Annotated in this window: 24 protein-coding genes; 2 read left to right on the top strand and 22 right to left on the bottom strand. The window is 44.4% G+C overall.

Going from position 1 to position 23,000, the window contains the following annotated elements; translation table 11 throughout:
- The coding region (locus K2Q26_11430) for a tail fiber domain-containing protein (GenBank protein MBY0316125.1) at positions 1–518 on the top strand (518 nt) is incomplete at its 5' end.
- 3 nt (positions 519–521) lie between these two features.
- Here K2Q26_11430 and K2Q26_11425 read toward each other — a convergent pair.
- The 4 genes from K2Q26_11425 to K2Q26_11410 all read right to left on the bottom strand — a co-directional run bounded on the left by K2Q26_11425 (position 522) and on the right by K2Q26_11410 (position 4,395).
- On the bottom strand, positions 522–2,300 hold the full coding sequence (locus K2Q26_11425) for a SpoIIE family protein phosphatase (GenBank protein MBY0316124.1): 1,779 nt from the start codon (positions 2,298–2,300) through the stop codon (positions 522–524).
- Positions 2,297–3,127, bottom strand: a complete 831-nt coding sequence (locus K2Q26_11420; protein ID MBY0316123.1) for a hypothetical protein — start codon at positions 3,125–3,127, stop codon at positions 2,297–2,299. The genes K2Q26_11425 and K2Q26_11420 overlap by 4 nt, the downstream gene beginning before the upstream one ends.
- Before the next feature lie 13 nt (positions 3,128–3,140).
- Positions 3,141–3,617 (bottom strand): hypothetical protein, encoded by a 477-nt coding sequence (locus tag K2Q26_11415; protein MBY0316122.1) that lies wholly within the window; start codon positions 3,615–3,617, stop codon positions 3,141–3,143.
- An 82-nt stretch (positions 3,618–3,699) separates the two neighbouring features.
- The gene (locus K2Q26_11410) at positions 3,700–4,395 is read right to left on the bottom strand and encodes a hypothetical protein (protein ID MBY0316121.1); all 696 of its coding nucleotides are present in this window, start codon (positions 4,393–4,395) and stop codon (positions 3,700–3,702) included.
- 122 nt (positions 4,396–4,517) lie between these two features.
- Here K2Q26_11410 and K2Q26_11405 point away from each other — a divergent pair, with 122 nt between their 5' ends.
- Entirely contained in the window at positions 4,518–5,006 is a 489-nt protein-coding gene (locus K2Q26_11405; protein MBY0316120.1) for a hypothetical protein, read from the top strand.
- Positions 5,007–5,026: 20 nt separating this feature from the next.
- Here the strand turns inward: K2Q26_11405 and K2Q26_11400 are convergent, their stop codons facing one another.
- The 18 genes from K2Q26_11400 to K2Q26_11315 all read right to left on the bottom strand — a co-directional run bounded on the left by K2Q26_11400 (position 5,027) and on the right by K2Q26_11315 (position 22,798).
- Positions 5,027–5,758, bottom strand: a complete 732-nt coding sequence (locus tag K2Q26_11400) for a hypothetical protein (GenBank protein MBY0316119.1) — start codon at positions 5,756–5,758, stop codon at positions 5,027–5,029.
- 10 nt (positions 5,759–5,768) lie between these two features.
- Positions 5,769–7,058, bottom strand: coding sequence for a M23 family metallopeptidase (locus K2Q26_11395; protein ID MBY0316118.1), 1,290 nt, complete (start codon positions 7,056–7,058; stop codon positions 5,769–5,771).
- Positions 7,059–7,265: 207 nt separating this feature from the next.
- A complete protein-coding gene (locus K2Q26_11390) occupies positions 7,266–7,571 on the bottom strand; it encodes a GlsB/YeaQ/YmgE family stress response membrane protein (protein MBY0316117.1) in 306 nt (101 codons plus the stop codon).
- 72 nt (positions 7,572–7,643) lie between these two features.
- Positions 7,644–8,564 carry an alpha/beta hydrolase gene (locus K2Q26_11385; GenBank protein ID MBY0316116.1) on the bottom strand — a complete coding sequence of 307 codons (921 nt, stop codon included), beginning with the start codon at positions 8,562–8,564 and terminating at the stop codon, positions 7,644–7,646.
- A gap of 87 nt (positions 8,565–8,651) precedes the next feature.
- Positions 8,652–9,062 (bottom strand): hypothetical protein, encoded by a 411-nt coding sequence (locus K2Q26_11380; protein ID MBY0316115.1) that lies wholly within the window; start codon positions 9,060–9,062, stop codon positions 8,652–8,654.
- 12 nt (positions 9,063–9,074) lie between these two features.
- Positions 9,075–10,934 (bottom strand): hypothetical protein, encoded by a 1,860-nt coding sequence (locus K2Q26_11375; GenBank protein MBY0316114.1) that lies wholly within the window; start codon positions 10,932–10,934, stop codon positions 9,075–9,077.
- 590 nt (positions 10,935–11,524) lie between these two features.
- Positions 11,525–12,670, bottom strand: a complete 1,146-nt coding sequence (locus tag K2Q26_11370; GenBank protein MBY0316113.1) for a site-specific integrase — start codon at positions 12,668–12,670, stop codon at positions 11,525–11,527.
- Positions 12,661–12,918: a helix-turn-helix domain-containing protein gene (locus tag K2Q26_11365; GenBank protein MBY0316112.1), complete on the bottom strand. Its 258-nt coding sequence runs from the start codon at positions 12,916–12,918 to the stop codon at positions 12,661–12,663. The genes K2Q26_11370 and K2Q26_11365 overlap by 10 nt, the downstream gene beginning before the upstream one ends.
- A 139-nt stretch (positions 12,919–13,057) precedes the next feature.
- Positions 13,058–13,537: a hypothetical protein gene (locus K2Q26_11360; protein ID MBY0316111.1), complete on the bottom strand. Its 480-nt coding sequence runs from the start codon at positions 13,535–13,537 to the stop codon at positions 13,058–13,060.
- 164 nt (positions 13,538–13,701) lie between these two features.
- Positions 13,702–14,481: a hypothetical protein gene (locus tag K2Q26_11355; GenBank protein MBY0316110.1), complete on the bottom strand. Its 780-nt coding sequence runs from the start codon at positions 14,479–14,481 to the stop codon at positions 13,702–13,704.
- Positions 14,481–14,927, bottom strand: coding sequence for a hypothetical protein (locus tag K2Q26_11350; protein ID MBY0316109.1), 447 nt, complete (start codon positions 14,925–14,927; stop codon positions 14,481–14,483). Before K2Q26_11350 ends, K2Q26_11355 begins: the two co-directional genes overlap by 1 nt.
- An 8-nt stretch (positions 14,928–14,935) precedes the next feature.
- Positions 14,936–16,531: a type IV secretory system conjugative DNA transfer family protein gene (locus tag K2Q26_11345; protein MBY0316108.1), complete on the bottom strand. Its 1,596-nt coding sequence runs from the start codon at positions 16,529–16,531 to the stop codon at positions 14,936–14,938.
- On the bottom strand, positions 16,521–17,510 hold the full coding sequence (locus K2Q26_11340) for a TrbI/VirB10 family protein (GenBank protein ID MBY0316107.1): 990 nt from the start codon (positions 17,508–17,510) through the stop codon (positions 16,521–16,523). The genes K2Q26_11345 and K2Q26_11340 overlap by 11 nt, the downstream gene beginning before the upstream one ends.
- Positions 17,501–18,217 carry a TrbG/VirB9 family P-type conjugative transfer protein gene (locus K2Q26_11335; protein MBY0316106.1) on the bottom strand — a complete coding sequence of 239 codons (717 nt, stop codon included), beginning with the start codon at positions 18,215–18,217 and terminating at the stop codon, positions 17,501–17,503. Before K2Q26_11335 ends, K2Q26_11340 begins: the two co-directional genes overlap by 10 nt.
- A gap of 44 nt (positions 18,218–18,261) precedes the next feature.
- Positions 18,262–18,849, bottom strand: a complete 588-nt coding sequence (locus K2Q26_11330) for a hypothetical protein (protein MBY0316105.1) — start codon at positions 18,847–18,849, stop codon at positions 18,262–18,264.
- A 13-nt stretch (positions 18,850–18,862) separates the two neighbouring features.
- A complete protein-coding gene (locus K2Q26_11325) occupies positions 18,863–19,576 on the bottom strand; it encodes a hypothetical protein (protein ID MBY0316104.1) in 714 nt (237 codons plus the stop codon).
- A 178-nt stretch (positions 19,577–19,754) separates the two neighbouring features.
- Positions 19,755–20,459, bottom strand: coding sequence for a hypothetical protein (locus K2Q26_11320; protein MBY0316103.1), 705 nt, complete (start codon positions 20,457–20,459; stop codon positions 19,755–19,757).
- The gene (locus K2Q26_11315; GenBank protein ID MBY0316102.1) at positions 20,459–22,798 is read right to left on the bottom strand and encodes an ATP-binding protein; all 2,340 of its coding nucleotides are present in this window, start codon (positions 22,796–22,798) and stop codon (positions 20,459–20,461) included. Before K2Q26_11315 ends, K2Q26_11320 begins: the two co-directional genes overlap by 1 nt.
- Positions 22,799–23,000: the final 202 nt, after the last annotated feature.

Here is a 23,000-nt window from a genome sequence, read left to right as displayed (position 1 = left end):
TGGATGCGGATCATACCAATGGTGTTTATCTCCAACAGAATAACTCGTCGTGGTTGGCTTATTCCGATGTTCGTTTGAAAGAAAATATTCATGATTATTCAGTGCTAGATAAAATTGATAACTACCGTGCGGTGTCTTATGATTGGAAGGCCAATAAAACTTCGGACGTCGGTGTGATTGCTCAAGAGATCGTTCGCTCGTTCCCTGAGGTTGTCGATGTGGGTGATGATGATCTGAATAAAGCCGTCAAGGTGGGTGAACAGGGTGTTTGGGGTGTGAAGTACGACAAACTTGCCGCGCTGGCTATGCAAGGAGTTAAAGAGATTTACGAGAGCCTAAAGCAAGTGATTAAAGACGTTTCAAATCTTAAAGCCTTCGTCGCAACTGAGAAGTCAGAGAAAGATATAAGGATCAAAAATCTCGAGATAGAAAACGCTCAGTTAAAGGCTTATCTCTGCCAAAAGGACCCGAGCGCACCATTTTGTCAGAGCGCTCAGCGTTTACCTGCGAATCATTAATTTTTAAATTTGAGTGGATTCTGTAAACGGAGTGTCCCACTTCACTTTCACGTGAACCATGGTCATATCGTCGTTTAGTGGCTGCTGCATAAAATCTTTGAGCCTTTGCGTGAGTTTTTTAATGGCCTCGAGGGCATTCGGTTCGTTGATAAAAATATCTAAGATTAATTTGTGAATGCGTCGTTCGCTCAAGCGTTGACCGTCTTTGTTTTCGACTTCCGAGAAGCCATCCGTATAAAGAATCACGTGGTCACCGTCTTGCAGACTCATTTCTCCCACGCCAAATTCAATTCCCGAGGAATCTCCGAGACGGGGAGAGATGGGCTCAAACGCGGTTCGGATCTCTTCGTCACCTTCGCGGAAGATGAGGCAAGGCTCGTGCGAGCAATTCACATAGGTCACCTTGAGGTTTTCAAAGTTCACCTTGCAGATAAACGCCGTCATCAAGATCTGTCCCTTAGATGTCTCGCGAATCACATGGTCTAGCGATGTCGCGATGGTGTAGATGTCCGAGGTTTCATTCTTTTGCATAAGAGCGATGCACGAACGAGCCGCACTGGTGATCAAGGCGGCTGGAGCTCCGTGGCCGGTGGCATCAGCGATGAGGAAGAACACTTCATTCCCCACCTTCCAGGTAAACCACCAATCGCCTCCGGTCTCCGAGGCGCTTTCAAAAAATCCCGTGAGGTGAATGCCGCCGTAGTCATTGTCGGATTGAGGAAAAAGTGTCTCTTGCACGGCACGAGCGGTCTGAAGTTCTGCCTCCATCCGAGATTTAGATACAAGTTCGTGAATGTAGTTTTTAAGAGAGGAGGCCATCGTCGCAATTGATTTTGAGAGTTGGCCGATTTCATCTGTGCTTTTAATTTCGGACACGACATCAAGATTTCCCTCGGCGATCTGTTTGGTCTGATCAGTGAGTAAAATCAACTTTTGCGTTAATGAAATTCCGATGATGAGAGAAATAATTCCGGCGAGACCCATCACAAACACGAAGAAAAACAGAGATTTTTTAATAAGAATTTTAAGGGGGGCTAGAGCTACTTTTTTATCGATGAGAGAAACGATCTTTAAAGGCAAATTCGGGAAGGAGTTGATCGCCATGATATACTCGTCTTCGCCCATTTTGATCTCTTGCAATACGTCCACTTGCGTACGGCTAAGATTTGTCGAAACGTTCTTTAGTAGGTCGGTATCCGTTGTGTTGGTGGCAAGGAGCTTTCCCTCCATGTTGGTGACGTAGGACTTCATTGCTGAATCTGACGGTAAGTACTTATTGACTAAATTTTGAGGGAACGTGATGGTTGTCCCAAACTCGTTGTTCTCCTCATCTTTTTCAAGCCGCTGGATTTGCAGATAGTCATTACTGATATCTGTAATCGCAAACGAGCTCTTCGTGTTGGGTTGCAGAATCAGTTTTTGACCTACCGGCTTATGGTGATCCGGTTGCGACATTGCATTTTTATTGAGGTCCACAAAGGGTTCATTATTTTTTGTCACATAAATGCCAGAGATGGCGGATTGCTTTGAGAAAATCTCTTTGGCGCGATCGGCTTCGGCGGCGTAGATCGCCACAATCTGTTTGGATTCGGAAATAATGTTGCCGATCACTCCGCTGAGCTCCACCGTCGAGAGTGAGTTCTGCAGACTCATCGTCTCGTAAACCGACAGCTTCTTTTCGTTTTTATACCAGCTGGTCGCAAGAAACACATAAAGACTGACCACAAGAGAAAGAATTAAAAGGACCGCAATTTGAATTTTAAAACGAAACGATATATTCATGTTTGCACTTCAAAAAAATGGAGGTTTTTGGACATTTCTTCGAGATCTCTAAGACCGCGCCTCATATCGATGAGAGCGCAGGTAAGTGTGCCGCCACTTTTGTCGGTGATAAAGTAAAAGTTGGTGCTGGCATTGACCATCATCGGAATTCCCAAGCCCGCACCACCGTCACCCTGCCGAACTTGAAGGTTCTCCATCATCGAGACAAGTTTAAGGCGATCTCGGATCGGTTGCATAATGCATTTATTGCTGTCTCGATTGGCGATGAGGAGTCGGTCGTCCGAGTACGCAAAAATGATGTGGCGCTTTTCGTTGTCGGGATTATGCATTTGCGCCGAGTTCGATATCATCTCATCAATGATAAAAAGAATCTGCTCCATGTAGAGCGAAGCTTTGTGATGCTGAGAAAAAAAGTTGATGGCGTGATTAGAAATGGCGTCTTTATCCCCACGGTTTTTCCACTGAATAGCGACCTTCTCGATTTTACTATCAGTAAGGCCATCGTTGTAAGACTTGAAGAGATAGGGGAGTGGAGAGATGTAAAACGAGTTGGGATTGGCGATGATAAACGCCGTAGTGATCAACGCAAAAGCAAAGTCGTGCCGATCCTCTTGGATGACGTGGCTATATCCGCTTCCGATCATCTTAAATAAAGTGCGGTTCGGGATCGCCTTTAAGGCGGCAATTGTTTTAGTGAAGTTAGGATTTGCCGCTTGTTGCACCGCTGCCGTGGACTTAACCATGTCAATCTTAGCAAAGAAGCGTCGAATCTCATCAAGGCGATCATGCGGATACAAGTGGATGTATTCGTCGATTCCTTTTACCATTTAGAGTCCTCTCTTAATCCGCTTGATTGGGTAAGAAGCGGAAAAAACTGTTGGCGACAAAGTCGGGCTCCATAGGGGATCCATCTTTGCCTTTTACGGAGGGTAGTGAAAGGTTTTTGTATTTTCCGTAATGAGTGTTGTTTTCTAAAAGAATCGCTGTGGCTTCGAACGTTTTCGGCTCGCAGAATGGAGCATAAAGGCTTGCGATCTGAGACTTCTTCGGCATGAAGCCCTGAACCGAATTGAAGTTTTTTAAAACCCCAGGGTGCACGCGATGGAAGACAAAGGGAGTCGAAGTTTTCGAAAAATACTCCACCCACATTTTTACACCAAAGGAGCTAATATATTTCACTTGATCTAAGTCAAAGTGAACCGCTTCTTTGAGAGTCGGAGGAATCGCCGGAAATTGAGCCGTCTCATCAATGAGGCCGGAAAGAATATAATGATTGGTCGTACCGCTTTTGAGTTCACATTTTAATCTGCTTTGCATAGGTAAGAGTATAAAAATAATATCAGACGAAGGCTACGAAAATTAAACAGATTTAGATAGGGCCTTGGTCCAGGGAATTTACTTACTCGTTAGGGCAGTCGACACAAAGAACTTTGAACTCACGGTCGAATTTAAGATTCGAGAGGTATGTGCCAATTCGAGCAGCAAACCATGTGTGTTTATCGGGAATCGAAGAGATGAATAGGTCATGAGATGACTCGAAGATGAGCTTCATCCCAAAACCCTGACTTCCGTCATACTCTTTAAAAGAGCCCGGTAGAAATTTTCGTTTAAAGCTCCCAAGATCATCAACGCAGTGGATCCACAACGAGGCATTATCCCAGACCAGAAACATTTCGGCGGACGGTTTAGAAGTGTTAAATGAGGTTCCGGTTTTTGTTCGCGATTTTACGCTCGAGCGAACACCGTTCATGGCCATTTCCTCAAAGATCACCGAAATTTTAGGCAAATGGCGTTGCAAGTGAGCTTCCGGAGAGAGTTGTCGATTCACTTGCTCTACCAGTTGGTGCAAATCGGTCTCTGGGCTTAAGGGATAAGAGCATTTGTTCTGTGCGGGAAGGCTGTTAAAATATTCTTCAGGATTTTCGCGGTGTTCGTAAAGTCGAACCACGGAGTTGAGGCGAAGAATGGGATCGGATTCCGTATTGGTTTCGACAAAAAAGACTTTCGGAATCTTCTCGATATTAAGAATCACATCGCTCCAGCCACCGGCTTCGACAACGCGCATATTCGCTATTATATGAGATAAATCTGCCATAAAGTTTTCACCAGTTTGGCACACAATCCTTAAAAACCGAACTCTTTCTCAAAATTATACCTTTGGTCGAGTCATTCGACTCGAGATTGGCAAAGAAAATTATTCATTCAATAATGAGTTCTATGACTGAAACATTTTCTGTAAAAGAACGCACGGATAAGGGCATGGGCATTTACGAGATGGCTGGTGCTATGAACGAAACCTCCAAATTTCCACCCATTTTAAGTGTGGGAATTCCCATTTATGTAGATATGGAGAAAGTCTTAAAGACAAACTCTCCGGGTCTTCAACTTTGGATCAAATGGGTCCGCACAATTGATAAGATGCAAAAGGTGCATTTATTAAAAGTTCCGGATCACTTTATTATGTCGGCATCGATGGTGGAGAGTATTCTCACTCGCAATTTCGTGATCGAGTCGTTTTATGTTCCCTACGTGAATGTGAACACGAATCTTCAGCAAAAGATTTTGCTCACTCAGGGCGTGGACTATCAGCCCAACGCCATCGTGATCAATAAAAGATTTAACGACATGGAAATCGACGTCTCCCCAGAGCGCTTTTTCCTTTGCCTTAAAAAAATAAATCCCGGCATGATGATCGTCATCAAGTAAAAGGTACGCCGTACCTTTTACTACCCCTCGTGGATTTCTTCTTCGATGGCGATACGGATGGTGCCTACATCTTCTTGGGTGTAAGCATTAAATGGATTGAGTTGTAAATCTTCGCTGGTTAATTTTTTGATCCAAAGAATCTTGTGATTGTCTAAATTCCATTTGACGTAACCTTCGCGCGCCACCACAGGATTGGTGAGTTTAAATGTATCTTGCATGGCGAGCACGCTTTCGGCCATGGCCGTCGGGCTTGATTGCACTTCAAAGGAAACATGTTGAACAATTCCATTTTTTCCAGCATCAGAAAAATGCTGGGCGTGGAAGTAGCGAGTGCCGGGGAGCGGACTATTGGTTCGAATAATTGCCAACTCACCGGTGTACGGATTTTTGTCGACCAGTCGTTGGGGCTGTTGTCCATTGCGCTCGAGAATTGAAACTAGATTATCGAGATTGGCATTGGGACGGGTGAATTCCTGAACAATGTTTGCCATTTTTTCTAAAGTCGCTTTTTCCGTAGAGTTCGCAAGGCCTCTTGCGGGAGTGGTCTGACCCGCCATCTGAAGTTGGGTGGGTTTCATGGACCGAGTGATGGGTGTGTATTTCCGTCGTTTCATCTTCGATTTTGTTTTGTTCGAAGCTGGAGCCCGATCCTCCATGGCGACGGGAGCATTTTTCGCAGGAGCATCTCTCTTCATCCAAATCGCACCGATGACAAGAGCCGAACAGATTCCAATTAATATATTCTTTTTCATATATTCATCCTTAGTAAGCGACGCCGAATTTTGCTTTTTCCCAGTCTGTTAAGTAAGACGAGGGGTCGATAAGATCGGAGCGACGAGAGAATTTATTTCCAGACTGAGTGAGGGAGCCTGTCGCTTTTCCTGAGTAAAGCTCAAAGTGAAGCATTGGTTGGCAACATCCCGAGTTGACTTTGCCGATATAGCCCAAAACTTGGTTGGTCTTGACGGCCGCTCCTTGTTTAACTCCGGTGGCGACTTTCGACGTCAACTCTCCGTAGCGGGCGATCTTTCCATCGCTATGACGAACCTCAAGAGCATAAGTCCCTTCGTAGAAGAAATATAATCCACGAACCACAGTTCCATTGTGCACGGAGACCGCCGACTCATCTTTCACACGATAGATGTCACAAGCGGCATGCCAACGTTTTCCGCCTCCGCGCGAAGCTTTAAAGGCGCGCATTCCTGATTTGTAGCTGGTCGTTGCGCGTTTGATGGTAGGGAAGGTCCATTTAGGAGCTGTTGGCGCGGGAGTTGGAGTTGTGGGAATCGTCGGCTTATAGGTCGCACACGTGGAAGAGGTCTTTACCAAGTGTTTTGCTACCCAGCCGATATTTTGTCCCGCTTTTAAACGTGGAACTAATATTTTGATAAAAGCGACGGGTTTACCGTTAATTGTTTTGTTCTTTTGATGGGAGCCATCGAAGGATTGGACCGGCTGTACTACCTCGTGAGCATTGATTTTAAAGAGCACCGACGACAAGTTGGCCGCGTAGACGTTGTTTTGAGAGGAGGGCAAACAGTACACTTGCTCCGTCGTGGATGTTGCGACAGCTTTTTCCTGAATTGGAGCCGGAGTCGCCGAATGATAGACCTCTTCGATTTGCTCTGGAGCTAGCACTTGGCTGTGGTGGAAAATTTCTAAATCGGCAGCACTTAAACCAATCTGCCAAAAATTATTACTTTCGCTCGCTGAATAGACATCGAAGACGACAAAAGTTTGCGCGAGACCGGCACAGTTCATCACTTGAGGTAACCCATCTTTCGTTGCGATTTGAAGGTAACTCCCGCGAAGATCGGCTGTTTCGTTAGAGGCGTGAGTCATCGTTGGGGCGTCAATGATTTCTACCACTTGATCGATGTATTTATTAAAGACATCGGGAAGCGATTGCTTGGAGTTTGAGACATTGCATCCCTGAACAGGTTGCACTCCGGTCATGTCATTCCAGACGTAGTTCATCGATTCCGCGGCCTGTGCCGCAGGTTGAATGGCCGTGAGCAGGAGAGAGAGGAGTAGAGCTTTTGTGATTTTCATGTGGTCCCCTTAGACGTTGGTCGCGGGACTCTCCGCGAGTCCAGCAACTATCTATCGGACCAGTCTGGAAAAAATGATGTGAGAATTTCTAAAATGAATTAAATGCGATTTCAGCTTTGCGTTGATCCAAAGACTGGACCATTTGCTAAATTATTTTTCAAAAAATAAAATAAGGAATAAGCAAAAGCAGGACCATAGGCCTGCACACTAATCGAGAATTTCCACAAGAAGATGACAAACGATAAGGAGCACAATCGCTCCGACCAGGGACGCAATCAGGCCCGGTAGGTTCCAGCCAGCCTTAATCACATAACCCATGTAACGAGCAAGAAAGCCGCCAAGTACGGCGCCACTAATACCGATGATCATTGTACTTAACCAGCCAAAACGATTGCGGCCCGGAATTAAAACCTGAGCTATAGCTCCTACAACTAAACCGTACACCAACCAGCTGATCACTTCTGGAAGTTGGGGATGAGCTAAAATTTTTCGAATCAACGCTTTGATATCCATTCCATAGCCCTTGAGGTGATAGGAAAATCGTAACGGAGGGTGATCTCCGAGACAACTTGTATTTTAACTTTCCTAGTGCAGAGGCAGAGATGGGGTGGGAGCTGCGGAGGACGAGGGCGGAGTCTCTAAAAGTTCCTCAAGAATTTGATCGCGATAGTTTAAAAGTAAGGAATAGTGGCTTTCATTGGGAATAAAGCGAAGACGTGCCCGAGGAATCCGATTCTTCATAAATTTTGAGAATCTCTTGTGAACGATATTATCACGAGATCCGTGCCAAAGAGTCACAGGGCATTTTATTTCCGAAATATTAAAGCCCCAGTCGCTTCCAAAGACATAAATATCTTCCACAACTCCGCCAGCGCCTTTTTGTAAAGAGGTCTTCGTCATATTCATAAGTTCCGGTCCTAAAATTGGATCGGTGAGAACCTTATAATCTTGAGGATTAAATTGATCTTCCTGAGTAAAAAGAACTTCGTCGAGCTTGCTGATATTTTCTTTCCAAATGCGATGGAACAATAAATGTAAAAGTGGGCGGGGAGCTAACTTCTGGATGACCCAAAATTTTTGCTGTTGGGCGCTGAGGAAGAAAAAAGAGCTTTGTGTGATGGGCCCCACAGATCCGATGCAAGACACTCTTTGGACGGCATCACCCATCACGTAGGCGATGGCGAGTGCGAAGGGGGCCCCTCCGCTGACAGAAATCAGTGAGAACTTCTCAATCTGTTGGGCCATTAAAAACTCTTTGATCTGTTCGGCAAAAATCAGGGGAGTGATTTTTTTTTGAAGATCCGAATCACCGTATCCAGGTCGATCCATCGAAATCAATCGAAAGGAGTTCCAGTGGGGTGTTTGTGAAATGAGTTTGGCATGATCCCCACTCCCGGGAAAGCCATGAACCAAAAGAATGACGGGCTTGTCGACCGGACCCCACTCGTGGAACCTCATTCGCTTTTCGGGAGAGCCAAAATAGTACTGTCGATCTGCAGGGACCATAGCTTGTTTTTCCAGAACTCCATAAAATTTGCCAATAAAAAAACGCGATAGATAATCATTGCCTGGTTGAAGGCGGCCAAATCGTATCTATTTGACCAGGACCACAGCGATTCCTTTTTCGAGATTTCGGCCGAGAACCGTCTCTACTTCGGGAGTGATGGTGTCTGTCAGTTGCAAAAGCGCAACGTGAATCCCACTGCGGCTAGCCTCGGCAAGAAGGGCAGGGATTTGGGCCGTCGACGACCGAATAACCGCAACGACAGTGGAGTAAAACGTATCTTTGTAGAGAAGACTGTCAGTAATCTCTTGGACGGATCTCAATCGCAGTTGGAGAAACTTTTTCTCTGATAAAGAATCCAAAACAGTTTGGCTCGGAGCACAGCCTTCGAATTCAACAATGCGTAGCCCTTCTTCGCCGTTGATATCCGACTTTAAGTTGGAAGGATTTGAATGATTACTTTTTACCGTATCTTCTAAAAATATATCGATGAGATTCATTCCTCGATTGCATCACGTGTTCTCAGATTTTTCAAGAAGAGACCCCATACCTTGACCATAAGAACTTCCATAGCCCTTTTGCCAGTTGTTATCTGTAGTTAGTTTAAACTCGTGAAGCCCTTCGGTTTTCACAGGATAGATGCCACTTTCTATAAGCTGAGTCATTAACTGCGGGATAAATGTCGGCGGCTGATGTTCTTGGTGCCAAGGGTTCGTTAATAAGAAGCGACAACGAAACTGATCGACTAAGTCAGGATTTATAATAGTTGGATAAACACATTGTCCTCGATTTGATATCATTTCAAGCTTGATAGGAAGATTTTTAACCGAGGACCTCAGTTTTTGGACCAAAGATAAAGTGATGATTTTTACTAAATCTAAATGTTGAGTTTCTATATTTGTCCAACGTTCGATGGCTTGATCTGAGGACCGATTCAACGCCTCCGATGTCAAAAAGTCTGCCAGATTCAAATCGTTTATTAGTGAGCTTAAAGGGGCTGCAGGCAAAACGGATAGAGACTTCCTCAACCAAACCACCCAATCGAACCATTGATGGAGTGTGCTAAAAGCTTGCAAATTAAAGTCTTGATGGATCGAATACCCATAAATTTTCTCTAATTCAGCATAAATATTTGGATCTTCTTTTCCTGTCCAATTGACGAAAACATCCAAACCTTCTGTGCGTTGTTCCGTGTGTGGTGTGAGGTAAGGGCGTGTCCGTTGGCATTTTTGTAGCAACGCCGTTGTGTCGAGTTTTACAGATGCTGAGGCGCTCGGTGATGCATTAAAGCCCGACGCTTTAAGATGTTCAATTTGATCACAGATCAGTTGAGTAAATTCCTTCGTGTTAACAATTCGCTTCGTCGCCGGGTTGGGAAGATTGTTTTTAAGCTTGGAGAGGTCTCCCGTGTGAAAACCTTGTTCTAAAATATTCATCCATGCTTTTTTGATCAGACCGGCGCAGTCTTTGGATTGCGAGGTATTAATGTATTCGAGCATGAGAATGCCCGCTTGGAGTAAGCCGGAGGGATTCGCGATGTGTTCGCTCGAGTTATTGAACTTGGCACCAGGTACAATGTCAGGACCTGTCCCATGAATCGCTTCAAACATAGCGCCACGGTAGCCAATGTTTGAGGATCCACCTAATCCGAGTGAGCCTGTGAGAGCTGTTGTTATATCTGATAATATGTCTCCAAAAAGATTTTCCGTGACGATGACCTCATAAAACTCGGGGTTGGTAGCGACTTTAGCCATACCATCATCGATAATCTGAGAGGTGGCATTGATTTGCGGATAATCCAGGGCTACTTTTTTAAAAATCTCTAAAAAAGATCCCTCTGTTTTTTTAAGAATGTTGCCTTTGTGCATGCAACAGACTTTTGTTTTTTGATGATCGACAGCATATTCGAAAGCCGCGCGTATGATCTTATGCATTCCAGAAAAAGTCTTGTAACTCAGAGCTTGAACTACATCCGGAGAGTGCTGGTGCTCGATGGCCGCGTAAAGCCCTTCTTCATTTTCTCTAAATATAACGATGTCTTGTTTTGGAAAATGGGTTTGCACCAATGGGTGAAAACTTTGGGATCGCCTAAAATTGATAAAAAGGCCATTCCCTTTGCGAGAGGTCACGTTAAAACTTTTTTGCCCCTTCGTCGCCACCGGAGTTTCGGTTGGTCCTTTGAGCATGATTCCGTGACGAGCGAACGCGTTCAGCGCCTTGTCGATCTGCTCTCGGCTCGCATCTTTCCCCATCTGATGGTCTTCGAATTCGACTTTAAGACCCGTCGCAAGAATAATTGTTTTGACCGACTCAGTGATCGCTGGTCCGATGCCATCGCCAGGCACAACGACAATCCTACGGGTATTATTCATAAAATCACTCCTCGGAAGATGATGAAGGTATAACTTAGTTTGTATACGTCTGTACTACAAAAATGGGAGAAAAGAAATAGGGAGGTGGTAATGCCTGAGCTGGTAAACAACTGAACTTACTGAATGGACGTCATCTTATTTCGTCAGTTTTGTCTCGGCGTCCTCTGGCTAATTCATCATTTCACCGAGTTTTATTTACCCACGCTCTTCCTCTCGCGAATGGATCTTCGATGTCATAGAAAGGCGATTCCATTTTTGTACCGCAGGCGATAGTTCCTCGACTGCCGAGCAAATTTTCTGCTAGCGCGATGTTGAAGCGTGGGCAACTCTGTAGCAGACATAAAGCGAATTGCGGAGTGAGTGGGGCGCGGAGAGTGGAAAATCGTAAATCGACGAGATTTTGCTCCATGGCCTTCAAAAGAGTCTAACTATTATCTATTATCTAATTTTGCGGGAGCAAAATTTGGAGGTAGCGTCGCTAACCTCGTTATTTTAAGCACTTAAGTCATGGGTTCCACTGGGTTGCCGGTTGCTTAAGCATAACCGTGCATAACCTCATGGGGTCCCTGACTCTCGCGAACAGCTCTCTTTTACTTTTTAAATAGACTGACAACTCGTCCCATCACTTCACGCTCAGGGAGAAGCTTTAAGCTCCTTGTAGCGCCTTTAACCTCGATACCTGAGAGTCTAATATACCTCTGCATAGTCTTTAAATCCTTCCATCCGCAGATCTTCATTAAGACCGCTGGTGCGATCCCATCTCGTATAAGCTGAGTCGCAAAACAGGCTCTTAAGGTGTGGAATCTAACCGATGGCAGACCAGAACCTTCGCAAAACTCTCTTAAGATCTCAGCGGCTCGTCCATCCTCCCAACTGTGAAAGCGGGGGAGAACAAACTTAGAATCCTTAGACTTTGCTTTAAGTTTTTTAAGAAGGAACATCACATCGCTTGATTCAATCGGAACCGATCTCCAGTACCGACCCTTCGTTGGCCCGATGCCGCTTTTATTGGTCCAATTTCTATGTACAAACAGAAGCTCATTATCGAAGTCCACTTGGTCCCATTGAAGTGCGAAAAGCTCGCCTGAGCGCATTCCCGTAAACAGGGCTAATGCCCAAATGGGATACCAAGGATGATCGAGCCTTTCAGCGTAATCGAGCAAAGTGCGGATCTGGTCGAGGTTTAAAATCTCCGGCATCTTTTCTTCTTCCTTCCGGGTAGATCTGTAGCCATCCGTAGGAATTGATTTAATACCCTTAATTCTTCCCGATAAGAATCCCCATTTGTAAACCGCATCGATGGCAGTTCTCAATCTCTTGCGCCTGGAAACTGAGATTTCACGTTCGATGCGATCTAACACAAGCCACGCTCGCGCTCGATCAATTTCATCGACGTGCAGCTTCATCCAATCGGCTGTATGATCCTGAAGAAGTTTCACATAATCGTACGCCGTAGTAACCGCAATTTCTCGAATAAAAATGTCATTGTTTCGAGCTGCTAGTTCCCAATCTGCGACGAGTGTTTCCCATTTGCAAGATTTGCTTTCGGCCTCTATTAGTTCGCGTTCGACCTGAGCGAGCATTTTCTTTTCCGCTCTTTCAGCTTCGGCCTCAGATTTAAAACCTTTGGCCTTTTTATCGACTCGAACTCCTGGGCTAGTTGAGCTATCTCTACATATCCGAACTCTAAAATAAGTTTTCCCATCTTTGGGATCAACATAACTTGTTACAGGCATTTGCTTACTCCATTTCTAGAATTAGCAATGAGCCTTTCAAGCTCGGATCTTTTAAACAGTAATCGTCCATAAGGTTTGTAAAATGGAATCTTTCCTTGGTTCACAAGGTTGCGAATCCGGTTTACACATGGCCTTCCATCTTTTTTTAAAATTCGAAGATAGAGGGCAGCTTCTGCAACGTTCAGCCATTCTTGACCTTCAAAGGTAAAAATAGTTGAAACATTTTCGGAAGTTTCAGTCATTTTCATAACTGACCTCCCTACGGACATTGAGGGCTATTCGATTTTCAAAGAACAGATTTACATTTTTCATATTACCTCGGTAGTCCCAAAATACAAGGGCGGAAGGGGTAATTACGTGACTCATCAAAAAATAAAATTAGAAATTCTAAGCGACAAAATCTTTTGTTTTAGACTTATCCACAGAGCTGGCTGTGGATAAGTCTATCGCGGGTTTAGCGGATTTTTTTGGAGCTTTTTCGGCGACGCCAAAATGTTGGCGAATTGCTTTCTTAAGGTCTTCCGGAAGATCCTCTTCGCTTTTTAAAATAGTCGATAAGACTTTCTTGTCGTCAAAGTGCAAGCTCCTAAGAGCTTTAGAGTCGGCATCTGAAAAGTGCTTAACTAAGTTTTGAAAAACAAAATTAGCTACGTCAGACTTGGTAATCGCGCCAGAATCAAAACCTACGTTTACCTTAGTGACAATATCTTCCAATGCCTTATTAGCTTCATCGCAAATAACCACGCGGTACATTGCATACCCATCACTACCACCATGCTCACTTTTAGATTTCCGCCCTTTCTTATTTTTTGCCATATTTTCTTCTTCTGTATTTGTATTTATTTGTTTTAGTATTTGTTCTTTCATTCTTAACCTCTTACCTCCACCACCTCATCCTCCCTGTTTCCCGTTCAAGACCCCTTCCTCAACCAACAACGTTGGGAGGGAGGGGTCTTGAACGATCAGGAAGCGGGGAGGGTGAGGTGGTGGAGGTTATCTTGTTGTATCTGTTCTCAATTCCGTCGAGAGTTCTAGTTTGCAGTTTCACCGTATCCGTCATCTCTTGACGGTTGATTGACGAATGGCTTTTTAATTTCAAGCGTATGAAGGTGGTGCATATTTGTTGTATGAGAACTAAAATGAATCATCGCTGTTACGGGATTCGATTTCCAGTCCTCACACGAAACAAAGCCAATCGGCTGGGAACGCGTAGGGTAGGAGTTCTCTCTCATCGCTTTTCTCAAGGACTCGAATATACCTTCGGAGTTTCCGATAAAAAGAATCATGTCCGCATATTGTTTAGTCGCGTAATTTCCAATAATTTTATAATAGCGTTTATATTCCTTCCGCGTTAGCTCAACTTCAATTGCTATCGATTTCGAGTTTGCGACATTAACAATGGCATCGGGATATTTGATCGCCTCAGAAGCGCTCTTGGGTTGAATAGTTCCAACTGCCTGCGCCTTTAATTCGCCTTCGGTTTTAAATCCAGAAATGAGCCCTTCGTTTTTTAATCTCAAAAGCGAACTTGCAACTACCTCATCGTGAAAAAGTTGAGAGATGTACGGGGGGGAACTAATGCTTGGTACAAGCTCGCAGACTTTGGGATTCTTCGGATTTAAAACAAGCACGTCGCCCGCTCGGGGCGACGGATGCATTTTAAAGTATCCTCTAATTACAAGGGCCTTCCATTGCCTCAAACGCCAACTATGAGCGCCATTGGCAAAGTACTGATCCCATAATTTAAACGACAGAAACCCTGTTTTGGCCGCGAATTTGATTTCGGAAATCGGTATCTGGTGCGCCGACATTATTGATTCCAGCGTACTGGTTCCGCAATGATGTATTCGAAGTGGCCTTCAATATAGCGATTACCAACAGTCCTAGCTTCAACCCATCTGGATTCAACTTTAGGATTCGTAAGTTGCGGCATCGCTCCAGCTGGCGCTTGAGGAGCCGATGCACGACCTTTCTCATACGACAGTTTCTTTTGAGACTCCATCTCGCCGCCGATGATGTTACCAGCCACGAGCCCTGTCATACCTCCGAGTGATGCTCCCATAATAACGTTTCTAGTGCGATATTTACCTTTTGCACCCGGATCAATAATTCCGCCAATAGCGGCACCGGTACTTGCGCCAATCAACCCGCCAAGTCCCACAGACTTATTTTGGGTGGCACAGCCAGTAAGTAAAATCATGTGACTCAAAAGCGATAGTAAAAAAAAGTTCCAGAAGTTAATGGTTTCTTGTTTCATTGTGTTTCCTATTTCACGATCCGTTGCGTGGCAACCTCAGCCGTAGGGACGGGAAGACCAGTGGCAATGGATTTTTTGATGGGCTCAATTAGTTTCAAATTATCTAGATCGTCGAACTTCTCAAACTGTATATCTATAGTTTTACTTCCGCCCTCGTGCGGGATGACCATAACCGCTTGGCCGACGCCAAGTTCGTTTTTGAACTTATTAGGATGAACGATGAACTGTTCTACCTCTCGAACGCTTCCATCTCCTGTCGATTCATTCGCCCAGAATGTTTTCCTTGTTCTCGAAGTGAACTTTTCACCCTTTGTGGTCCCAACGACTTTTGCGAAGTATTCCGCAGAGTCCGGATCGTTTCCGCGCATAAAAACCTTTAGATTCGCGTTCGTAAGAATCGAGTTTGCGATCGCATCTCCGAGGGTCTGAATATCTCCCAAAGCTTGATGTGCGAAAACAATTCCTACATTGGCGCTGCGAGATTTATTAAGGACGGATACGAATCCAGGGTACAGGTACTCGGTAAAATCATCCAAAAAAACCGAAAAGAATTGGGGCGACCGATTCTCTCCTCTATGCCTATTCGCGACGGCACTCTGCAAACACTGAAGAATCATCTTCCCTGATGCACGACCCAAAAAAGGGGAGAGTAAGACAGGCAATTGGAAATAAATTATCAAATTGTCGTTTAAAGCCGTCTCCAACGTAAACGAAGGTTTTTCAGTATTAAAAAGTTGCGCCGTTTTTCCAAAAGCGAATTGGCTTAGAGCAGCAGTTAACCCACTAGTTCGCTGAAGTCTGTCACTTGCAGGAATAGCTTTGAAATGGTCTGCCCACTGCCTTAAGGAATCATCTTTTAGCCGATGGCTTAAAGCCACAAGCCTATTGGGTTCCGTTATCGCTTGATGCAGTTTTAAAAAGGTCGGTATCTCATGAGCATCAGCAAAAATTCTTAGAACTTGTGAAAATACTTCGAATTGCACGCTTCGAAAGTATTCATTTTCAAACTCAAAGGAATTGAAGACTCGCTCAGATATTTCCTCTGGTGAGCCGCCAATCAAAGGATTAAATTGGTGAGACTCATCAATGCTGCCCAAAGAAAAGAGGCGAAAGTCATTTTCGCGTCCATATTTTACGGAGTAGTTCCATAGCTTATTCAGCAAACCTCTATCAGATTTTCCATCGATTAAAATGAGTCCTCTACCTTGTTCCAAATCTTGAATAGCCCAAGGTAAGATGACTGACTCTGTTTTTCCCGCATTGGTTGTTCCTATTACCTGTGTATGCATAGAGCGCTGGCGAGGTTTAATGAAAACAGCTTCACGGTCTTGAGTTTGACCGCAATAAACTGATCCATGTACTTCGCCAATAATGGACGCCATTTTTTGCTTTTCACTGATCTTTGATTCCCTGTATCTAGAAAACCAGTATAGGACAGCCGTAAGAATAGGGGTCAACGCAAGTATAAAGATAAGTTGGTGACTAGGATTGATGATCCATTTCATAAAAACACTTAAAGATTCATGTAGCGCCAATGTAACAACAAGCAATCCTGCCCCCAAGATTGCTGTGGTATCATTGGAAGCATTCGGCTTATCGCCCATTCGTTGCCCCGGGATCTCGGAATACGAATCCTTGCGTAAGCACGGCATAGAAGACGGTTGAGTTAGAAACTTCTATCCAAACCTTTTCCTTCTTTAAGCCATCAGCCCATTTATCGGCACGATCCTTAGCAGTTTCTGCTACAGCATTTTTTAATCCATTCGAATTGCCACCTTGGTTATAACCAAATGATCCTTTTTGCATTGATCCTTCCGCATACGCTCCTAGAAATCTTGTAAGGGTTTGACCGGCGGTGTTCTTCATTGCTTCGGAATGAATCTTTCCATGAACACCAACCTGACCATCAGCACCTACCCCAATTGCGGAAAACGGTCGATCACGTCCATCTGGGAACTGTATGGTTCGCCAGTCCACTTTCGCACGGTCGCCACCGTCGTCATAATTGATATCTCCAAAGACTTTACTGCCTTCGGGAATGGCGACAGAGTCTTCGTGCATATAATCGGAAGTTACAATTCCAATCACCGGCATAGACTGGCTAGAAACAATGGCTTTTTCGTAAAGTCGAATGCGAAGTCGGCTTCCGGGTGGGACTTGTGACTTAGAATCTCCAATGCCCCGTGAGATTATCATAGAGCTATTCATCTCACTATCTGCGCCTGACGACCCAGCATTCGAGGAAGTATTTGAGGCGTACAAATAATTGAGTGAACTCGAAACTCGTGATGAACCCCGTTCGCCAGCACGCATTTGATTCAGAGTGGTCTCGGTTGCATCCTCACTTCCGCCTGCGATAATTCTTTGAGTCGATCCGCCTTCTGCCTGCTCGGTAAATGGCCCATTATCAGGGTTCGGCGATGGCATAAGTAAAAGTGCAAATACCCCGGTCGCGACCGCAGTGACTGTGCATTTTTTTAAGCTATCCCAATTAATTTCACGTCGATTAGAAAAGTGAGATTTTTCTTTTAAAAAGTATCCGCTGAATTTGTTCTTAATGTTCGAAGATGTTGTTACTTCCATGACGAAACCTTCGGAATGGTTAAGAAAGTCGATTTCTTTCTCCTGAGTTCGATTTTCAAAGAATCAGAAGACGAAATGTCTTCTCTCAACACTTGCATTACACCATGGATAGTTTCATTGGGTTTGAGTTTGCTTCCAGTCAGGGCAATATTGTGGATTGGTCGGGTAACACCTTTTTGAGTGAGCCAGAGCCATTCTGGTTTAAAAGTTTCACTCGCCTCAGAAAGTACCTGGAACTCGATAATAAGCATCCCATCTCGCATCTTTGCAAACCTCTTAGTCTCAAATATCAAACTTTCATTTTTAAGGTGATTGCGAAACTGAGTCCACTTAATGGGAGATGATTTTAATTTCTCATTCGGATTCTCCAGATAAACAACGTAGTCTGCGACAGATTCAGCTGTGGTAACTAGTTGAATGTTGAACCGTCGATAATCCGTGTAAATATATAAATTACTCCTCGCTCCCGAATAATTTGGTTTGATGGTTATTGCTTGATCTAAGTATTCAACTTTGAAGCCACTTGGATTTCCCACTACAAGGCTATTTGGGCGATCGGGTACCTGAATAATTGTTGCAATTCCCACTGAGGTTTTTACCGTGACGATTTGGTCATGTTTAACCTCAACCTTTCGGACTCGAACGTCAGCCGAGCAAATATCTGGATTTGAAAAAAGTAATATTACGTTTAAAAGAAAAGAGGGCATAAAACTCCTACAATAAAAGGTCTATGTCTCAATTGTCTGTTCAATTAGATTTCTTCTTTTTCTTTGGTGATATAAACACCCCACGGATTCTTCGCAGTTCGAGGACCGTAGTTAAAGGTCAGCTGTAGTTTTAAATCTCCGGCAGCTTTTAATCCTTGAATCTCAGTAATGCGGTCACCAATTACCGACGCGACTCCAGTTTTCATATCTATGGCGATTTTATAAGGATAAACTCTTTGAGATACATTTTTGTCTGTGGAAAATCGAACTACATTCGATGTTCCCGATGAGAAACTACTTAAGGCCGTTGCCGCTACGAATGCTCGAGCAGAATCAATTTGTTCCCTCACAGTCTTCGGTTCCCACCGATATCTTTTTTCGACATATTGCTTGATAGCCTGTCGGATCTCGTTCTCGGGTTTTGGCATTTCCGCATTCTGGAAAACTGATGCGTCCGGTGCGAATGAAAAAACTACTGGTGGCTTTGCGGATTGGTAAAAACACACCGTAACCAACAATAAACAAATCCCATAAGAACAAAATGCCGAGATCTTTAAAAACTGATTAGAGTGTGCCAATTCGGCCAGCGCCCGAGGTAACTTTTTAATCTTTAATTGAATTGTTTGATTCATAAAATATTATTCCTTAGTAGCGATAGTTATCGCGTCTTTTCTGTCTCTCAGCTTTAAAGTTTGAAATTTTCCTGCTTGCGTATGATTTGGTGCCACCTATGGCAGCCTGTGAACCTTTTGCTAAAGTCATTCCTTTCGTCGGGACCGCAGCCATCGCGCGAACCGCAGCTTGGCCAAAACCACCAGACATTGCCGTCGCTCCTTGTGCGGAAAGTGACTTAACGAGCAGGGGTGTCGCCAGCATTGCAATTGCTATCACAAAATTCATCACTACAATGATGAGATAGCCGCCTTCCTGCGCATACATTTGTCCGAAAGATAGCGATAGCAACATCGCGCCTAGTATCGCCCATACAATTTTCCAGCAAGCCACTTCAATCATTCCCTTGAAAAGATTTGCGGTTACGTTGCTTGTATTCGGAAATAAGTTAAACAGTAGCAGCAGTGGAGCAGACACCATGTAAAACAACCAGTAAAAATGATACATCGCTATGGTAATGTATCGGGCGATATATAAGATTAAGAAACTCAGGAAAACTAAAACCGAAATGATGAGATCATTAAAGCCCAAAAGAATACTCGTGTCTGACATCGAATACGTGTCGGCCTTTTCTTTAGCCATCTTCAGCACAGCGTCCAAATTACTTTTATCGTCAATGCGTGCGGCAATGCCGTCTGCTACTCCGATGATAGCTTTTGCGATTTCCGGAAACGCAGCTAGAAGCAATGTTGCAACAAGCGCCCTTTTCAAAACATCAACAAATTCTAAACTTCCGCCTGAGGACCGTGCCCATGTGAACGCGATAGAGAGACAGAAAAAAAACGGGGAGCATTAAATAGTACATTCGCACGAATTCTTGATGTAGTTCATTCATGAGCGAACCCATGAGGCTAAAATCTACCATTTAAAGTCCTCCCAGTGATCCGAGCTTCGGTTCGGCGGGAAGAGAACCAATGCCTTGCGAAAGCTGATCGTACTGAGTCTTGAATTGAGCAGACTGCAACTTCTCCTTGCGATTTTGTAGGGCGGCACTTTCCCCCATATTTTTAAGTATCATTGAGTTTGTCCGTAGCACTTGGCTCGTAACACCGATCAGAACCGCGACCGATTGAGCTGTCAGTTTCGCCGCACCTTGTGGGCTCACATCCTGAGAGTGTGCGAATATCCGTCTGCTTTCGGCGTCAGCATCATCTGCAAACTGAAAGAGCGTGCCATTCATGGCAATGCTTTCAGACGCTGATTGATCCTGCGCTTGTTGCAGCCTCGCTTCCGCTGTTTGAGGGATACTTCCGTACAAGTCATTGATGGTATTTAAGACCTTATCAGCAGTATCGAGGCTTCCGTATATACCTGGATTAAATTTAGGATTAATCATCTGCATCACGGCTAGGCCATCACGAATTCCCTTATTGATATCTCTTAAGAGTGACAACGTGTCTTCGCCTGTGCTGAGGAGTTGCTTCAGTTGTGCTAGTTGTTGGACAGCATTGGCCAAAATCTGAACAAGGACTGCCACGTCTCCTCCAAAGAGATCAGCCTTTGCTGGTTTCGGAATAGCCATAGCGACAGCTATTAGCGAAAGTAAAATATATTTTTTAAACACCTTCATTAGGCCTCCTTTGGGCGACCGACGGCCACACCTTTTGGATATTCCTCAGCGGCTTTTTCAATTGCTTGGACCAATGTTAGTCCTTCACGCTTTAATTTTTCTAAGTGAGAGTTATCCTGAGCATCAGAAGTAGAAAGCCAGTATTCAAACGGGCTGGGATAGATTCTTACAACCTGCCGATGATCTCCTTCAATCATAAAGCCCTCAGAATATTCGCCTTTCTTTTGAGTCAATGAATGAATTAGGCCGAGCTCTTGGGTATTCAATTTCAGCGCATCTGAGAGAACCTGAGAGTCACCTCTCTGTAGCATCACAAACTTAGTAGCAGTATTGTTCAAAATTGCAGGACCAATAGGGCTCGCAACAATCTCTTCCACGCCTTGAGTGATGAAGGTGATTCCAGAGCCCGTTTTACGAAGAGTTCTCGCACAATATTCCATGAATGAAGCCGCTGCGTTCGATTTCAAAAGTTCCCAAGCCTCGTCGAGAATAATTCGTTTCTTTATCGTTCGATCTTTTTCAACCTGATTTAAGATAAAATCCGTTAGAATTAATATCATCACGCTTTGCAGATCCGGATACGCTGATAGGCCTTTCAGATCGAATGTGCAAATGTTGGCGTCAGTGCGCAAACTACCTGGTCCATCGAGCAAACGGCCGTAAGGACGCTCTCCGGTCCAGAGATAAAGCATCTTTGAGATTGCTCTCATTGAATCTTCCTCAAAGGCTGATAAATATTTAGCCAAGTCTGACAGCTGCGGAACTTCGCCCTTTGCTCGACGACTCTTATAGAGTTCAATAATTGCGCGCTCTAAAAGCGCTCTATCTAATTTTGGAAGTTTTGCCTTTTCGTCTTCGGAGACCATGCTTTCAATGATTGCGAGCAGTGACTTAATCTTTTGGTTGCTGGGCTCCTCATTAGGATTCGCCAGGTCAAAAGGGTTTAGTCTGTACTGGTCCGATAGATTGATCTCAAGATATTGGCCATCCAGGGCCTCTGTTAGCTTCTTGTAAGATCCACCGATATCAATAATAAATACTTTAAGTCCCTTCGCGAGCTCTTGAAGTAAAATACAGTTATTCAGAAAAGACTTACCCGCGCCCGACGACCCAGTGACTAGCGTATTATAATTCGGCAAACCTGGATCAAATGCATCATAGCCCACGAGCCCATTAAGACGATTTCTAAATATAACGACAGGATTTTTATCACCCTCTCGTGGCCCGTAAACCGGCAAAAAATCAGCGAGATTGTTCGTTTTCATTTTCCGAGCTCGTTCCAAACTTATCGGAGCGGCAGGGAGATTATTTTTAAGAATTCTCCACGCGCCAACAGTTTCTTCCAATCCCTCGGCACCTTGTAAGCCGCGGAAACGAGAAAGAACTTCGCGAACTTCGCGATTAAGTTTTTTAGCTCCTTCGGCGGTCGCCTCTGACTTCAAAACGATCGTCATTTGAGCCGCATAGATTCGTTGTCCGGTGTTCAGTAGTTCACGGATTAGCTCCTCAGTAGAAGAAAGTTTTGACTCACTCTCCAGGTCACTGGCCTTGTTTCCTTGGGTGACTGCCATAGAATGGGCCATCTTTCTCTTCTGCTGGAGTTTAGTCATCTCATGAGCCTGTGGAGGCACCTCGACTGTCATGATTAGATCGTAGTGGAACGGTAAGCGTAGGAAGTGGGCGAGTTGGCCGGCAAACGTCACCTCGGGCAAAGTCTTCAATGTAATAACCCTGTGGAAGTATCCATCTATGGTGAATTGGTCTAATCCCAGAATCAGGTCACCAAACACTAACTGTTCGCGCGGGGATTGGTTGGCTAACCATTCCACCTCTTCAATTATATCTTTATCAATATCCAATTCATCGAATGTAACCACGTTCGGGACAGGTTCAGTTCGAGAGCGTTTTGGATTTAAGAATTCGTACACGTTTGAGAGTAGTTCAGCTTTGTTTAATTCCTCGCACTGAAGCCCTAGGCTTTGCAGCGAGGAAATTAAAGTCTCTACGTTCTGACCTAAAATCTCGACAGTTTCTTGATAAGCGTTTTCGGACGCTTCAGCAAAAAGTTCTTTCTTTTTGAAAACGTTCAATTTTTTGGTTTCAACAAGTGGCGTTCGTACATAAACAAAGAGTTCTGGCCTATAAAGTTCAGAGGAGTGCATCGCGCTTTTCAATTTTTCCTCTCGATACCCAGCAATGCTTGCTACCAAGGGATGAATTGCCTCAGCCTTGTTCGCTGTATGCGATTCGATAATGTCGGAATAGTCCGACCTTACTGAAAGCACGAACTGTAAAGTCGTACCTTCAGATATAGAGTTCAATGCAGATCTGAGTCCCATTGTTAGCTGATTCGTCTCCGCCTCATCGTAGCACTCAACATCTATTAAGCCCACACGGAGACCTCCGACGATAGATCCGTCTATGAGTACGGCGTGCCCTTTAGGATCATCGATAAAATCCCAATAGGTAATTCCTCGGCTAAACTTGCTTCTTTATGTTTTTTACTCATTGGAACCTTTCTTCAATTTCCTATATCTCTTG

Source organism: Bdellovibrionales bacterium (assembly GCA_019750295.1).
Taxonomy (GTDB): Bacteria; Bdellovibrionota; Bdellovibrionia; order Bdellovibrionales; family JAGQZY01; genus JAIEOS01.
Note: the sequence above shows the minus strand (reverse complement) of the source record. Positions and strands in the feature narration are given on the sequence as shown.